This window comes from Paraburkholderia fungorum (assembly GCF_902833645.1).
Lineage (GTDB): Bacteria > Pseudomonadota > Gammaproteobacteria > Burkholderiales > Burkholderiaceae > Paraburkholderia > Paraburkholderia fungorum.
Genome location: NZ_CADFGE010000011.1, coordinates 211,680 through 227,656, shown reverse-complemented (window position 1 = coordinate 227,656; position 15,977 = coordinate 211,680). Strand labels below are relative to the sequence as shown.

The window sequence follows — 15,977 nt, the reverse complement described above, 5'->3', positions numbered from 1 at the left end:
TCCTTAACGGAAGCGCGTGGCCGAGTGAACGAACGGTTGCGCGCAATTAAAAAAGCCGCCGCCCCGGCGTACGGGACAAGCGGCTCGCCTTCGGTTATCGCGTTGCGCCTCACGACTTCGACGGAGCCGGGAAAACGGCCGTCAAGTCCGGCGCAGCTGCGAAAAGTGTGGGGTGGACAGGCACTCATTGGAACCCAATATAACGCGCCTCAAAGCGCTTGTACAGCCTCCAGAATGTCGTCGACGTGCCCTGGCACTTTCACGCCACGCCACTCCTGACGCAGCACGCCTTCGGCATCGATCAGGAACGTGGAGCGTTCGATCCCACGTACTTCTTTGCCATACATTTTCTTCAATTTCATGACGCCGAAGAGCGCGCACAAGGTTTCTTCGGGATCCGAGATCAGCGGGAACGGCAGTTCGAGCTTTGCCTTGAAATTGTCATGGGAGCGCAGGCTGTCGCGCGACACGCCCAGAATTTCCGCGCCGGCCTTCTTGAACTTCGGATACAGGTCGCGGAATTGCAGGCCTTCGGTCGTGCAGCCCGGCGTGTTGTCCTTCGGATAAAAATACAGCACCACCTTCTTGCCCCGCAGCTTGGACAGCGTGATTTCGCCACCGGTAGCGGGGGCGGTAAAGTCGGGGACGGGTTGGTCGACTGCGATGGGCACGAGGTTCTCCGGTTGGTATGGCCGCCGCCACGGTACTTGCACGGATTCTTGCAACTGCTGTGGCGTCGGCCTGGCATCGAGGCTTTGGGGGAGGGCGACTGGCGCGTGGTCTACGCTCGCGCGGCGGCCAGGTCGCGAGGCCGGCTGTATTTTGACCAGTCAGGGCTGGACAATCAACTCGCCGGAGCGGCCGGGAATTTCGCCCCACGTAACAGGGTACGATGGCAGCGTGTCGCGGTCCAGCGTGGCGTAGTAATCACCCATGGTCGCAAAGGTATGGCCTTGCGCGCGCCAGCCTTCCAGCAACTGTTCGAAAATCGGCGCGAGCTTTTGTCCTTCGAGTTCCGCGTGCAGCGTGAACACCTGATCGTGCGGATTGTTTTCGGTGTGCTTCAACATCCACGCGGCGACGTTGTGCTCGTCGACGCCATCCACGCCGAGTACTTCGTCGAGCGTGGGCAGCGTGGTGGGCATCTGCACGTGCGACAGCGTTCTGCCGTCGAGCACCGGCAGATACGGCGAGTGGCCGCGCCCGTCGGACGCATAGCGCATGCCCCACGCGTCGATCTGCTCGAACGCGTGGCCGTTCATCTGCCAGCCCGCCGCGCCGTGCGTGACGGGCGGCGCGCCGAAGATCGCGACGAAGCGGTTGAAGCTCTTCTGCATCTGCTTCCCGGTCCACTCCTGATCTTGCGAACGCACGTTGTCCTGCCAATACACGTGGTCCCAGGTGTGGATGCCGCATTCGAAACCGGCCTCGTGAATCGCGCGCATTTCCGCGGCAGTCTTCACGCCGATATCCGGACCCGGCAGCAGCACGCCGTACATCAATTGCCTGATGCCGTAATGTTCGACCACCGACGTGCGCGACACCTTCTTCAGAAAGCCCGGCCGCAACACGCGGCGCATCGCCCAACCGGTGTGATCGGGCCCGAGGCTGAAGAGGAAAGTGGCACGCGCCTTGAAGCGATCGAAGATGCGCGCGAGATTCGGCACGCCTTCGCGGGTTCCGCGCAGCGTGTCGACGTCGATCTTCAGGACGATACGAGCCAAGGATCAGGCCTTATTGTTGTTCGACGAGGGCGCGAGCTTCGGCAACGTGGCCGCGATACGCTTCGAAAATCTTGCGCAGCGCTTCGTCGAAGGTCGACTGCGGCGCCCAGCCGAGTTCCTGCATCGTGTTGTCGATCTTCGGCACGCGGTTCTGCACGTCCTGATAGCCGGTGCCGTAGTACGCGCCCGAGGACGTTTCGACCAGTTGCACCTTTTTCGCGAGGTCGGCATATTCCGGGAATTCGGCGGCCAGCGTCAGCATCTTGTGCGCGAGCTCGCGCACCGAGAAGTTGTTGGTCGGGTTGCCGATGTTGTAGATCTTGCCCGTGGCGACACCGTCCTTGTTCTCGATGATCTTCATCAGCGCGCCGATGCCGTCGTCGATATCCGTGAAGGCGCGCTTTTGCGCGCCGCCGTCCACGAGGCTGATGTTCTCGCCGCGCACGATATGGCCGAGGAACTGCGTGACCACGCGCGAGCTGCCTTCCTTCGGCGTGTAGATCGAGTCGAGGCCCGGGCCGATCCAGTTGAACGGACGGAACAGCGTGAAGTTCAGGCCTTCCATGCCGTAGCCCCAGATCACGCGGTCCATCAACTGCTTGGAGCACGCGTAGATCCAGCGCGGCTTGTTGATCGGGCCGTACGACAGTTGCGACTCTTCCGGGTCGAACTGCTCGTCCGTGCACATGCCGTAAACCTCGGACGTGGACGGGAACACGAGGTGCTTGCCGTACTTGACGGCCGAACGCACGATCGGCAGGTTCGCTTCAAAGTCGAGTTCGAACACGCGCAGCGGCTGCTTCACGTACGTGGCGGGCGTGGCGATCGCGACCAGCGGCAGGATCACATCGCACTTCTTGATGTGATATTCGACCCACTCCTTGTTGATCGTGATGTCACCTTCGAAGAAGTGCATCCGCTCATGATTGACGAGGTCGCCGAGACGTTCGGTCTGCATGTCCATCCCGAAGACTTCCCAATCGGTCGTTTCCAGAATGCGTTTGGACAGGTGATGGCCGATGAAGCCGTTCACACCCAGAATCAGGACTTTTTTAGCGAAACCTTCGGTTTTCATGAATGACGGGGAGTTTGGATGAGCTGGGTGAATTCGGCGGGGGTGACAACGGTTTCGTTGCCGCCATGCTGGTGCCGCAATTCGTGGATGGCGATCGAGCGGCCGTCGCCGCATATCGCTAAAACGGCATTATCGCTTACGTGCAGGCCCGGCGGCAAATCCGGGCGTAGCGCGCCGGGCGCAGCCAGACGCGCACGGGCGATGACGAAACGGTGGCCCGCGATATCGGTAAACGCGCCGGGATAGGGCGGCGCGACCGCGCGGATCAGGTTATAGACCTGCTGCGCGGGTTGCGTCCAGTCGATCCGGCCGTCTTCCGGCTTGCGGCCGCCGTAATAGCTGCCATGCGACAGATCGTTCGGCAGATGCGGCGCCTCGCCCGCGAGCAGCGCCGGGAGCACGCGCCACAGGGTCTGCTCGGCGGCCACGGTGACCTTGTCGAACACTTGCGCGGCGGTGTCGTCGGGCAGAATCGGCACCGGCGTTTGCGCGATGATCGCGCCGGCGTCGGGCTTGGCGGCCATTTCGTGCAGCGTCGCGCCGGTTTCGGTTTCGCCGTGGATGACCGCCCAATTGGTCGGCACGCGGCCACGGTACTTCGGCAGCAACGAGCCATGCATGTTGTAAGCGCCCCGTGCGGCGAGCGCCAGCAGGTCGACCGGCAGCATGTGGCGGTAATAGAACGAGAAGATGAAATCCGGCCGCGCGGCGCTTACCGCGGCGCGCAGTTCCGGACTTTTCGGATCGGCCGGAGTGACGACCGGAATGCCGTGCTCGGCCGCAACCGAGGCCACGCTGCCGAACCAGATGTTTTCGGCAGGGTTGTCCTCGTGCGTGACGACCAGCGCCACGTCGACGCCGCGCGCGAGCAGCACCTGCAGGCAGCGCACGCCGACGTTGTGATACGCGAATACGACGGCGCGCGGCTTCATGGGTTCGGGCCCTGATCGATCAGCGGTGCGGTGTGCACGGCCTGCACCACACCCTGGCGGGGCGCTTCGGTCACGGCGGTGCCGTCGCGCTGTTCGAGAATCGTCTGCACCAGATAGCGCGGACGCGCGCGCACCTGCTGGTAAATCCGGCCGATGTATTCACCGAGCAGGCCCAGCGCGAAGATGATCACGCCGAGCAGGAAGAAGGTGATGGCGAACAGCGTGAACACACCTTGCACTTCCGCGCCGACAATGAAGCGGCGGATCAGCAGCAGCACGAACAGCGCCGCGGAGCCGAGCGACAGGATTACGCCGATGAACGACAGCCATTGCAGCGGCACCACCGAGAAGCCCGTGACCAGGTCGAAATTCAGGCGGATCAGGCTGTACAGCGAGTACTTCGATTCGCCGGCAAAACGCTCTTCGTGCGCGACTTCGATCTCGACCGGATTCTGCGCGAACGTGTAGGCAAGCGCCGGAATGAAGGTGTTGATCTCGCCGCAGCGATTGATCGTGTCGATGATGTGGCGGCTGTATGCGCGCAGCATGCAGCCCTGGTCGGTCATCTTGATGCGGGTGATGCGCTCGCGCAGACGGTTCATCGCGCGCGAGGCCTTGCGGCGCCACAAGCTGTCCTGGCGTTGCAGCCGGATGGTGCCGACGTAGTCGTAACCTTCACGCATCTTGTTGACCAGCTTGCCGATTTCTTCCGGCGGATTCTGCAGGTCGGCGTCGAGCGTGATGACGATTTCGCCGCGCGATTGCTCGAAACCCGCCAGAATTGCCATGTGCTGGCCGTAGTTGCCGTTCAGGAGGATCACGCGGGTCGTGTCGGGCCGCGCGCGGAACTGCTCGGCGAGCAGGGCGGCGGATTTGTCGCGGCTGCCGTCATTGATGAAGATCACTTCATAGCCGGTGCCGAGCGCGTCGAGCGCCGGGTAGAGGCGCGCGAATAGCGCCGCCAGGCCGGCTTCCTCGTTGTACACCGGGATGATGATCGACACTTCCGGTGCGACGGCGCGATGTTCCGAATAACTCATTTCCGCTTATTTTCCGTATTGTTCGCAAATTTCATTGACCGCGCGGCAGACCCGCTCCACGTCGCCTTCGTTCATGAGCGTGAAGAGCGGCAGCGTGACGGTGGTGGCGCCGAAGCGCTCCGCGTGCGGGAACATCCCTTCCTTGAAGCCGCGCGCACGGTACAGCGAGAACAGGTGAATCGCCGGATAGTGCACGCCCGAGCCGATGCCGCGTTCCTTCAACTGGCCCATGAAGCCGGCGCGGTCGATCGACAGTTTTTCGAGCGGCAGCGTGATCTGGAACATGTGCCAGTTGCTGTTCTCGAAATCGGCAAACGGCAGGCCAATGCCCAGCTTGACCGCCGCGCCGCCTTCGAACCCGGCGAAGTATGCGCGCACGAGTTTCTTGCGCTGGGCGAGGAAACGCTCCAGATGCGGCAACTGACCGAGGCCGACGCGCGCGGCGACGTCCGTCAGGTTGTACTTGCCACCCAGCACGTCGCAGTCCATGCCGTCGAAGCCGGTGCGGGTGATGCCTTGCAGGCGGTACTTTTGCGCGAGGATCGCTTCTTCCTCGTTGTTCAGCACCAGCGCGCCGCCTTCGATCGAGGTCAGATTCTTGTTCGCGTGGAAGCTGAACGAAACCATATCGCCGAGTTTGCCGATGCGCTCGCCTTTCCACGTCGAGCCGAACGCCTGCGCGGCGTCTTCGATCACGCGCAGCTTGTGGGCGCGGGCGATTTCATACAGCCGGTCCATGTCGACCGGCAGGCCCGACAGGTACACCGGAATGATCGCCTTCGTGCGCGGCGTAATGGCCTTTTCCAGCAGGTTCAGGTCGATGTTGCGGGTTACCGGGTCGATGTCGACGAATACCGGCGTCGCCCCGACCTCATAGACCACATTGCTGGTCGCAACCCACGAAGCAGGGGTGGTGATGACCTCGTCGCCTTCGCCCACACCGGCGATACGCAGCCCGATTTCGAGCGTCGCGGTACCGGAATTGAACGTGCGCACCGGGCGGCCGCCGCAGAATTCGGAGAGTGCCGCTTCGAATTTCTGGTTTTGCGGGCCGGTCGTGATCCAGCCGGAGCGGAGCACGTCGGCGACGCCCTGAATCGTTTCTTCATCGATCTCAGGTTTGACAAACGGCAAAAACGGGACTGTTGACTGGCTCATGAATGCTTCGCTCGATTGAAAGGGGCGCAACCCGAAGGGCGCGAAGTAGATCACAAACTACACGCAAGCCTAGCTGCGCGCCAGGACGACGACGCCGATCAGGATGACCGCGATCCCCACCAGCTTCTGCACCGACATGACTTCGCCGAATAGATACCACGCCGCGAACGCGTTGACGACGTATCCGAGCGACAACATCGGATAGGCAATCGACACGTCTACCCGCGAGAGCCCGACCACCCATACGCCGACGCTGATCACATAGCAGGCCAGTCCGCCGATGATCGGCGGCTGGGTTGCCAGCCGGAATGCAATGGGCAGGATGTTCGCACGGGTGAATTCGAAGTGTCCAACGGCATTCGTTCCGGCTTTGAGCAGCAACTGCGCGCCGGCGTTCAACGTGACGCCGGCGAGGATACAAAAGAGCGAAATCGGATTCATCGAACGGTTAGTCCCTGATATGGGGTCATTGCTGTGGTTTTTCTACTGGCGCGTCTTTCGGAAGCGCCGGTGCGTCTTGTGCTGCGGCGTCGGATGCGGGTGCAGGTTTTGCCACCACCACCCGGCGCGAATCGCGCGCGATCACCTGCATCGGCAGCCCTTCTTTGAGGAGCCGGTCGTAAGTCGACGGCGGGATTAGCGCGAGCGCATAGCGCTCGGCCTTCCAGCGCTCGATCCATGCATCGACCGACGGCACCCATTTCTGCGGTTCGACGGATATGCCGAACGCCAGTTCATCGGGATGCTCGACCATGATCATCGTGTGGTCGACGTAGAACGGCAGCGTGTGGTCGAGCACGCCGACCGAGTAGAACGGCGTGTCAGCCGGCAATCTGGCGATCTCGGCCTTGATCGCGGGCGCGAGCGGCGCGCCGGAACTCAGGCGGCCGAACACTTCGTGACCCGTGCCGGCAATCGTACCGAGCAGCAGCCACGCGGCGCCAAAGCTCGCGACGGCGCCGAGCGTGCCGGCACGGCTGCGGCGGTTCAGCCACAGCGCGAACAGCGTGAGCACAAAAGCGACGCCGAGTGCCGCCAGTACCCACACGCGGTATTCGACGTACAACTCAGTCGGGTTGCGCGCGTTGCCGAAACGTGACATGAACAGCGCGCCAAACGCGGCCACCACGAGAAACAGCGCATAGCCAGCCAGGTGGCGGCGCCACTGGTCGCGCGTGACGAGCGGCAGATACATGCCGATGATCATGGCGATCGGCGGGGCGATCGGCAACGTATAGGACAGCAGCTTGGAGTGCGACGCGCTGAAGAACAGGAAGATGAAGGCGGTCCACACCAGCATCAGCGTGACCGGCGCGAAGCCGTTCGGCTGGCGCGGCAGCCGCCATGCATGGCGCAAGCTCTGCAGGCTCACCGACAGCCACGGCAGGAAGCCCACCAGCAGCACCGGTACGAAGTAATAGAACGGCCCGGGGCGGTTCTGCTCAGGCGTCAGATAACGCTTGAACTGCTGAACGATGAAGAAGAAGTTCAGGAATTCCGGGTTGCGTTGCTGCACCAGCACGAACCATGGCGTGACGATCACGAAGAACACGATCAGGCCGCCGATCAGGTGTAGACGCTTCCATACCGCCCAGTCGCGTGCGGCCAGCGTGTACAGCACCAGCACCGCGCCCGGCAGGATCACGCCGACGAGGCCCTTGGACAGCACCGCGAGCGCCATCGACCCCCAGCACACCCACATCCATGCCCGCACCGTGGCGGTAGGCAGGTTGGGGCGCTGCGCCAGCAGCAGCGAGCAGAGCGTCAACTCCATCCAGAACGACAGGCCCATGTCGAGCGTGTTGAAGTGGCCCATCAGGTTCCAGTAGGGCGCGGTGGCCAGCACGATCGCCGCGAACACGCCGGTGGCCGCGTTGAACACGCGCGCGCCGGTGAAGCCGATCAACAGCACGCCGGCAAAGCCCGTCAGTGCGGTGTAAAGCCGCGCCTGCCATTCGCCGATGCCGAACCACGCGAACGTGAGCGCGTTTGCCCAGGTTTGCAGCGGTGGCTTCTCGAAATACTTGTAGCCGTTATAGCGCGGTGTGATCCAGTCGCCGGTGACGAACATTTCGCGCGCCATTTCGGCGTAGCGGCCTTCGTCGCTCGGCAGCAGGTGGCGCCAGCCGAGCGGCACGAACCAGATTACTGCGAGGGCCAGCACCAGTAGCAGGATCGTGGTGCGATTGAGCGGTAGCCTTGTCGGCGTATCGTTCATGGATTTCAACCTTTTTGGCGACGCCGCGGGAGCGGCGAGGCGGTGTTATTCGAGAAAGACGATTGCCGGCGTGGCGCCAATGGCGCGCAGTGTACGTTATCAGCCGTAATGCGGCGAGAGGCGGGGCCGCTGCGGCGGCCATGCACGCTACGGGCGCCGCGCATGGCGAACTGCGCCTGCACGGCGGCTCGATGCAAGCTCAGCGTCAACTTTGCAGCGCTCGCGCGGCGCCACTAGTCTTCGATCAGCAACGCGGCCGCAACCTTGCGGCCCTCGGCCATCAGAATGTTGTAGGTGCGGCAAGCGGCCTTGAAGTCCATGGTTTCGACGCCGATGCGTTTGGCGGTGAGCACCGAGGTCAGACGCGGGTGCGGAAAGCGCAGCCGTTCGCCGCTGCCGAATATGACCACCTCGGGCGCGGCCTCCACCAGCATGGCGAAGTGTTCGGCGCTCAACTGCTCGAAAGCGGCGACGGGCCAGGCGATCACGGGTGCTTCCGGCAGCAGGAGAATGCTGCCGGCATGGCGCACCAGATTGATTTCGACATAGCCGGCGCCGTAACCGGTGACGGTGTTGAGGGCGCCGCTGGAATCCTGATGTAATTTCAAATTCGTTTTCCGAAGTCGTCGTGAGACATCGTGCGTGTTGGCGGCCTGACCGGGCAGAGCGGAAGCAGGGCGGTTTGACGCGAGTGCGACACGCGAATGGCACAGAAGCGGCCGAAAAGGCTTGCCGTTGCGGTTGGTGCATTGCGGAAGTCGGCCAAAATCCGCTAAATTATAACTTTTTAGCCGCCTTGCGGCGCCCCTCGCTCAAGTGCCGCCTCATGTGCTGTCATAAGCCGCGCTGAGGGCACGGGCGGCCTACCGGCTATCTGCCGGGTTCCGCGCGGTTTTGGTCTGGTTTTCGACTGTTTTTCGCCCGTTTTGGGTCTTTTCGGCTGCAACGTCGGCGTAATCGGCCGGCGGCGCCGGCTCGGTCCGGTAGCGGGCCCAATCTGCGTCTGGCGCTCCGATCCGTATCTGGCGGGCGTGCCGCGTCATAATTCCCCGTGTCGGCGGACTTGCCTTGGGTCTTTTTTTGACCCGTGCCTGTTCGCCCAAGCCCACCAACAGGATGAAGTGCCCGCCGTGAAACCGATTCTCAAATCCAACAAGTTGTTGAATGTCTGCTACGACATTCGCGGGCCTGTCCTCGAACATGCAAAGCGGCTCGAAGAAGAGGGCCACCGCATCATCAAGCTGAACATTGGCAATCTCGCGCCGTTCGGCTTCGACGCGCCGGATGAAATCATCCAGGACATGATCCTGAATCTGCCCGGCTCGTCCGGCTACTCGGATTCCAAGGGCGTGTTCGCCGCGCGCAAGGCGATCATGCATTACACCCAGCAAAAGGGCGTGCATGGCGTCGAACTGGACGATATCTACATCGGCAATGGCGCTTCCGAGCTGATCGTGATGGCGCTGCAAGGCCTGCTGAACGACGGCGACGAAGTATTGCTGCCCGCGCCGGACTACCCGCTGTGGACCGCCGGCGTCAGCCTGTCGGGCGGCACGCCGGTGCACTATATCTGCGACGAATCGAACGGCTGGATGCCGGATCTGGACGACATCCGCGCGAAAATCACGCCGAATACCCGTGCGCTCGTCGTCATCAACCCGAACAACCCCACCGGCGCGCTGTACTCGGACGAACTGCTGCTGGGCCTGATCGAGATTGCCCGTCAGCACGGCCTTGTGATCTTCGCCGACGAGGTCTACGACAAGATCGTCTACGACGGCAAGAAGCACACGTCGATGGCCGCGCTCTCCGAAGACGTGCTCACTGTCACGTTCAATAGCCTCTCGAAGAGTTACCGCTCGTGTGGCTACCGCGCCGGCTGGATGTTTATTTCGGGCCTGACCGGCGAGAACCGCCGTGATGCGAAAGACTATTTCGAAGGGCTCGGCATTCTGGCCTCGATGCGCCTGTGCCCGAACGTGCCCGGGCAGTATGCGATCCAGACCGCGCTCGGCGGCTATCAAAGCATCAACGACCTGATCGTGCCGAGCGGGCGCCTGTACAAACAGCGCGAACTCGCGTATGACATGTTGACGGCCATTCCCGGCGTGAGCTGCGTGAAGCCGGAGGCGGCGCTATACATGTTCCCGCGCCTCGATCCGAAGATTTATCCGATCAAGGACGATCAGCAGTTCATCCTCGATCTTCTGCTGGAAGAGCGCGTGCTGCTGGTTCAAGGCACCGGTTTCAACTGGAAGACGCCGGATCACTTCCGCGTCGTGTTCCTGCCGAACGTGGACGACCTCGCGGATTCGATCAACCGGATCGCGCGCTTCCTCGACGGCTACCGCAAACGCCACACAGCTTGAGATGGACGGCGCGCCCGGCGCGCGCCGCTGCCAGCCCCAGTTGCCTCAGTTTCTTTTTAATCACTTACTCGAAAACACACGCTGCATGGAACCGATCAAAGTTGGACTGCTGGGCTTCGGCACGGTAGGCAGCGGCACCTTCACGGTACTGCGCCGCAATCAGGAAGAAATCAAACGCCGCGCGGGCCGTGGCATCGAGATTACGCGCATTGCCGTGCGCAATCCCGCCAAAGCGACCGCGGCGCTCGGCAGCGAAGCCGGCACGGTGGCGCTGACTGATGACTTCAACGCGGTGGTCGACGACCCGTCGATCGATATCGTCGCGGAAATGATTGGCGGTACAGGCGTGGCACGCGACCTCGTCCTGCGCGCGATCAGGAACCGCAAGCATGTGGTCACCGCCAACAAGGCGCTGCTCGCGGTGCACGGCACGGAGATTTTCGAGGCGGCGCGCGCCAATGGCGTGATGGTGTCGTTCGAGGCGGCGGTGGCGGGCGGCATTCCGATCATCAAGGCGCTGCGCGAAGGGCTCACAGCCAATCGCATCCAGTACATTGCCGGCATCATCAACGGTACGACGAACTACATCCTCTCGGAGATGCGCGACCGCGGGCTCGACTTCGCGACCGCGTTGAAAGCCGCGCAGGAACTGGGTTACGCCGAAGCCGACCCGACCTTCGACATCGAAGGCGTGGACGCCGCTCACAAGGCGACGATCATGAGCGCGATCGCGTTCGGCGTGCCGGTGCAATTCGACAAGGCGTACGTCGAAGGCATCAGCAAGCTGGCCGCCATCGACATCAAATACGCTGAAGAACTTGGCTACCGCATCAAGCTGCTCGGCATCTCGCGCCGCACGGATAAGGGCATCGAATTGCGCGTGCATCCCACGCTGATTCCGGAAAAACGCCTGCTGGCGAACGTGGAAGGCGCGATGAACGCGGTCGTCGTGCACGGCGATGCGGTGGGCTCCACGCTGTACTACGGCAAGGGCGCGGGCGCGGAGCCGACGGCCTCCGCCGTGGTGGCCGATCTGGTCGACGTGACGCGTCTGCACACGGCGGACCCGGAGCATCGCGTGCCGCATCTGGCGTTCCAGCCGGACAGCCTGTCGAGCACGCCGATCCTGCCGATCGACGACGTGACGAGCGGCTACTACCTGCGTCTGCGTGTGGCTGACGTGACTGGTGTGCTGGCCGACATCACGCGCATTCTGGCGGATCGGGGCATTTCGATCGACGCATTGCTGCAGAAGGAATCGGAGCAGGTCGACGCGAACGGCAAGGGCGAAACCGACATTATCCTGATTACGCACGAAACGGTTGAAAAGAACGTCAATGCGGCGATCAGGACGATCGAAGCGCTGAAGACCGTTGTCTCGCAAGTCACGAAGCTGCGCATGGAAGCGCTGAACTAGGCCGAACTATGAACTACCTCTCTACGCGCGGCGCCGGAGCCGGCGAGCGCCATACCTTTTCCGAGATTCTGCTGGGCGGCCTTGCCAAAGACGGCGGCCTGTACTTGCCGGCGGAATATCCGCGCGTCACGGCGGACGAACTGACGCGCTGGCGCACATTGCCGTACGCGGATCTCGCCTTCGAGATCCTGTCGAAATTCTGCGACGACATCCCCGCCGAAGACCTGCGCGCACTGACGCGCAAGACGTACACGGCTCAGACGTACTGCAACGTGCGCGACGACGAAAGCGCGGCGCAGATCACGCCGTTGAAGACGCTGGGCGTCGAGAACGGCGCGCCGCTGTCGCTGCTGGAACTGTCGAACGGGCCGACGCTGGCGTTCAAGGACATGGCGATGCAGTTGATCGGCAATCTGTTCGAGTACGCGCTGGCCAGGCATGGTGAGACGCTGAACATTCTGGGCGCGACCTCTGGCGACACCGGCAGCGCTGCGGAGTATGCAATGCGCGGCAAGAAGGGCATTAGCGTGTTCATGCTTTCCCCGCACAAGAAGATGAGCGCATTCCAGACGGCGCAGATGTACAGCCTGCAGGACCCGAACATTTTCAACATCGCGGTCGAGGGCGTATTCGACGACGCCCAGGACATCGTGAAGGCGGTTTCGAACGACCACGCGTTCAAGGCGAAGTACAAGATCGGCACGGTCAATTCGATCAACTGGGCGCGTGTGGTGGCGCAGGTCGTGTACTACTTCAAGGGCTACTTTGCCGCGACGAAGTCGAACGACGAGCGCGTTTCGTTCACGGTGCCGTCGGGCAATTTCGGCAATGTGTGCGCGGGCCACATCGCGCGCATGATGGGTTTGCCGATCGAGAAGCTGGTGGTTGCGACGAACGAGAACGACGTGCTCGACGAATTCTTCCGCACGGGCATTTACCGTGTGCGCAAGGCGGCCGAGACGTACCACACGAGCAGCCCGAGCATGGACATTTCGAAGGCTTCGAACTTCGAGCGTTTCGTATTCGACCTGCTGGGCCGCGACCCGGCGCGCGTGCTGCAATTGTTCCGCGACGTTGAAGAGAAAGGTGGTTTCGACCTGGCGGCGAGCGGCGATTTTGCGCGCGTGAAGGAGTTTGGATTCGTATCGGGCCGCAGCAGCCACGAGGACCGCGTGGACGCGATCCGCGACGTTTTTGAGCGCTACGACACGATGATCGACACACACACGGCAGACGGCCTGAAGGTAGCGCGCGAGCATTTACAGGCGGGCATTCCGATGATCGTGCTGGAGACGGCGCAGCCGATCAAGTTTGGCGAAACGATCCGCGAGGCGTTGCTACGCGAACCGGAGCGCCCAGCCGCATTTTCGGGTCTGGAATCGCTACCGCAGCGATTCGAGGTATTGCCGGCGGACGCACAACGCGTAAAAGACTTCATCGCAGCAAACACCGGCAAGTAACAGCAGCAAGTAAAACCAGCGAGCATTGAGCGCGGCGGAGTCGCGCTCAATGCGAAGCGAAAACCGACTTCGAGAAGTACCGCCACGGCGCGCGCAGCGCCGCCGGAGGTATGACGGCCTTGTCACTAACGCGGAATGTGAGGGAACACAGATTCCAGATGCACCACTACCGCGGCTGTGCGGGGGACCCGCTTAAGAATTAGCGGTTTGAGCCGCTTTCTTTTGCCTACTTTTCTTTGCGGCCGGCAAAGAAAAGTAGGTGCCGCCCCGCACAGGGGCAACACTAATAGACCACTACCAAAGCAAGGAAAGGCCAAAGGAAGCCAGCCGAAGTAAACACGCTCGCCGAAAGGCAAAAAAAAACCACCATAACCCCAGGCCGCCACCGCCGGCCCCTCCAACCGCTACAATATTCCTTTAACCCAGCGGCTTCGAGATCAGAAAGATGTCCACCCCAACGCCCCGCGCTCCGATGCTTTCCACTGCCGAAGCGTTGGCGGCCTTGCTCAGCGCAGCGAGCCCAATCAGCGGCACCGAATCGATCCCCACGCTGGAAGCGCTCAACCGCGTGCTCTCAGCGGACGTCATCTCGCCGCTCGACGTCCCGCCGATGAACACCAGTTCAATGGACGGCTACGCGATCCGCACAGAGGATCTCACAACAGCGGATGGCAACCGCCGTTTGCCCGTTTCGCAACGCATTCCGGCCGGCCACGCGCCTGAGCCGTTAAAGCCGGGCACGGCAGCCCGCATCTTCACAGGCGCCACCGTGCCGCCAGGCGCCGACGCCATCGTGATGCAGGAGCAAACCGAAACTGACGGCAGCGAAGTCACCTTGCTCCACAGTCCGGCGCCGGGCGAATGGATCACCGCCCAGGGCGCGGACATCCGCAACGGTTCGATCGTCCTGCCGGCGGGCACGCGCCTGACGCCGCAAGCGTTGGGACTCGCCGCCTCAGTCGGTTGCGCCAAACTCCAGGTGCGCCGCCGCGTAAAGGTCGCCGTATTCTTCACCGGCGACGAACTGACGATGCCAGGCGAGCCGCTGAAACCCGGCGCGATCTACAATTCGAACCGTTTCACGCTGCGCGGCCTGCTGGAAAACCTGGGCTGTGAGGTTACCGACTACGGCATCGTCCCCGACAAGCTCGACGCCACCCGCACAACGCTGCGCGAAGCCGCCCAGGCGCACGATCTGATCCTCACCTGCGGCGGCGTGTCGGTAGGCGAGGAGGATCACGTCAAGCCGGCAGTCGAGGCGGAAGGGCGTCTGTCTATGTGGCAGATCGCGATGAAGCCGGGCAAGCCGCTCGCGTTCGGCGCTGTGCGCCGGTCTGCCCAGCAGACAGACAAAGACGCCGACGCGGCAGCATCGGCCGAAACCTTCTTCATTGGCCTGCCGGGCAATCCAGTCTCCAGTTTCGCGACCTTTTTGCTATTCGTTCGCCCGTTTGTCCTGCTGCTTGCCGGCATGCAGACGGTGGCGCCGCGCGTGCTGTCGCTGCGCGCCGATTTCGCCCAGAAAAAGGCCGATCGCCGCAACGAATTCTTGCGGGCGCGCATCAATGCGGCTGGCGGTCTCGATCTGTTTCCGAATCAGAGTTCGGCGGTATTGACGTCGACGGTATGGGGCGACGGCCTGATCGACAATCCGCCGAACCATGCCATCAGTGTTGGCGAGACCGTGCGTTTCATCCCCTTTTCCGAATTGCTGAACTGAGGCCGGCAACCGCCGGCGGTGTCCCAATGAAGATTCAACTCCGATATTTTGCAAGCGTGCGCGAAGCACTCGAAACCGCCGATGAAACGGTCGATGTGCCTGACGGCATCGCGACCGTCGGCGACGTGCGCGGCTGGTTGCGCGCCCGCGGCGGAATCTGGGCCGACACCCTCGCTGAGGGCCGCGCGCTGCGCATGGCCTGCAATCACGTGATGACCGACGCCGGCACGCGCATCACCGAAAATTGCGAAGTCGCGTTCTTTCCGCCCGTCACCGGCGGTTGATCAGCACGGGTGAGCGCCAGAAACCGCGCTTGGCTGATCCGCTAAGCGTCACCCAGGTCTCGCCAAACCGCACAGGAGCCAGAAATGCCCGTTCGTGTCCAGACGGAAGACTTCGACCTCACCGCCGAGGTCGCCGCGTTGCGCGCGCGCAATCCGAAGATCGGCGCCGTAGCCTGCTTTGTCGGCACCGTGCGCGATCTGAACGACGGCAGCGCGGTCGAAACCATGGAACTCGAACACTATCCGGGCATGACGGAGAAGTCGCTGGAAGCGATAGTGGTGAGCGCGCGCGAGCGTTGGCCGGGGATCGAAGTGCTGATCGTGCACCGCGTCGGCAAGCTTTATCCGCTTGACCAGATCGTGCTGGTGGCGACCACTGCCGCGCATCGGGGCGACGCCTTCGCGTCATGTGAGTTCGTGATGGACTATCTGAAGACCCAGGCGCCGTTCTGGAAGAAAGAGAAGACCGGAGCAGGCGAGCGCTGGGTCGACGCCCGCGTCACCGACGACGCGGCGCTGGCCAGATGGGGCATCGAATCGGGCAACCAGGAAGCGGACTAACGCGACTGAAGTCGGTGCC

General features: G+C 62.6%; 15 protein-coding genes. 6 read left to right on the top strand and 9 right to left on the bottom strand.

The window, feature by feature from the left end; translation table 11 throughout:
- Positions 1 to 209: 209 nt before the first annotated feature.
- The 9 genes from HWX91_RS29430 to HWX91_RS29390 all read right to left on the bottom strand — a co-directional run bounded on the left by HWX91_RS29430 (position 210) and on the right by HWX91_RS29390 (position 8,755).
- Entirely contained in the window at positions 210 to 671 is a 462-nt protein-coding gene (locus HWX91_RS29430; protein WP_028196674.1) for a peroxiredoxin, read from the bottom strand.
- A gap of 159 nt (positions 672 to 830) precedes the next feature.
- Positions 831 to 1,724 (bottom strand): polysaccharide deacetylase family protein, encoded by an 894-nt coding sequence (locus tag HWX91_RS29425; RefSeq protein WP_028196673.1) that lies wholly within the window; start codon positions 1,722 to 1,724, stop codon positions 831 to 833.
- A 10-nt stretch (positions 1,725 to 1,734) separates the two neighbouring features.
- The gene (locus HWX91_RS29420; RefSeq protein ID WP_028196672.1) at positions 1,735 to 2,799 is read right to left on the bottom strand and encodes a bifunctional UDP-4-keto-pentose/UDP-xylose synthase; all 1,065 of its coding nucleotides are present in this window, start codon (positions 2,797 to 2,799) and stop codon (positions 1,735 to 1,737) included.
- The gene (locus tag HWX91_RS29415; RefSeq protein ID WP_028196671.1) at positions 2,796 to 3,731 is read right to left on the bottom strand and encodes a formyltransferase; all 936 of its coding nucleotides are present in this window, start codon (positions 3,729 to 3,731) and stop codon (positions 2,796 to 2,798) included. Before HWX91_RS29415 ends, HWX91_RS29420 begins: the two co-directional genes overlap by 4 nt.
- Complete coding sequence (locus HWX91_RS29410; protein ID WP_028196670.1) at positions 3,728 to 4,771, bottom strand: glycosyltransferase; 1,044 nt, start codon at positions 4,769 to 4,771, stop codon at positions 3,728 to 3,730. Before HWX91_RS29410 ends, HWX91_RS29415 begins: the two co-directional genes overlap by 4 nt.
- A gap of 6 nt (positions 4,772 to 4,777) precedes the next feature.
- A complete protein-coding gene (locus tag HWX91_RS29405; protein WP_028196669.1) occupies positions 4,778 to 5,929 on the bottom strand; it encodes a DegT/DnrJ/EryC1/StrS family aminotransferase in 1,152 nt (383 codons plus the stop codon).
- Between the two features lie 69 nt (positions 5,930 to 5,998).
- Entirely contained in the window at positions 5,999 to 6,370 is a 372-nt protein-coding gene (locus tag HWX91_RS29400) for a DMT family transporter (protein ID WP_028196668.1), read from the bottom strand.
- 25 nt (positions 6,371 to 6,395) lie between these two features.
- Positions 6,396 to 8,147, bottom strand: coding sequence for a glycosyltransferase family 39 protein (locus HWX91_RS29395; RefSeq protein WP_028196667.1), 1,752 nt, complete (start codon positions 8,145 to 8,147; stop codon positions 6,396 to 6,398).
- 233 nt (positions 8,148 to 8,380) lie between these two features.
- On the bottom strand, positions 8,381 to 8,755 hold the full coding sequence (locus HWX91_RS29390) for an Mth938-like domain-containing protein (protein WP_028196666.1): 375 nt from the start codon (positions 8,753 to 8,755) through the stop codon (positions 8,381 to 8,383).
- Between the two features lie 513 nt (positions 8,756 to 9,268).
- Here HWX91_RS29390 and HWX91_RS29385 point away from each other — a divergent pair.
- From HWX91_RS29385 to HWX91_RS29360, 6 genes are all read left to right on the top strand, one after another.
- A complete protein-coding gene (locus HWX91_RS29385; RefSeq protein ID WP_028196665.1) occupies positions 9,269 to 10,516 on the top strand; it encodes a pyridoxal phosphate-dependent aminotransferase in 1,248 nt (415 codons plus the stop codon).
- Positions 10,517 to 10,601: 85 nt separating this feature from the next.
- Positions 10,602 to 11,933 (top strand): homoserine dehydrogenase, encoded by a 1,332-nt coding sequence (locus HWX91_RS29380; RefSeq protein WP_028196664.1) that lies wholly within the window; start codon positions 10,602 to 10,604, stop codon positions 11,931 to 11,933.
- Positions 11,934 to 11,941: 8 nt separating this feature from the next.
- Positions 11,942 to 13,393, top strand: coding sequence for a threonine synthase (thrC, locus tag HWX91_RS29375; protein WP_028196663.1), 1,452 nt, complete (start codon positions 11,942 to 11,944; stop codon positions 13,391 to 13,393).
- 472 nt (positions 13,394 to 13,865) lie between these two features.
- The gene (locus tag HWX91_RS29370; RefSeq protein ID WP_028196662.1) at positions 13,866 to 15,113 is read left to right on the top strand and encodes a molybdopterin molybdotransferase MoeA; all 1,248 of its coding nucleotides are present in this window, start codon (positions 13,866 to 13,868) and stop codon (positions 15,111 to 15,113) included.
- A 26-nt stretch (positions 15,114 to 15,139) separates the two neighbouring features.
- A complete protein-coding gene (moaD, locus tag HWX91_RS29365) occupies positions 15,140 to 15,397 on the top strand; it encodes a molybdopterin converting factor subunit 1 (RefSeq protein WP_028196661.1) in 258 nt (85 codons plus the stop codon).
- Positions 15,398 to 15,481: 84 nt separating this feature from the next.
- A complete protein-coding gene (locus tag HWX91_RS29360) occupies positions 15,482 to 15,958 on the top strand; it encodes a molybdenum cofactor biosynthesis protein MoaE (protein WP_028196660.1) in 477 nt (158 codons plus the stop codon).
- Positions 15,959 to 15,977 lie beyond the last annotated feature (19 nt).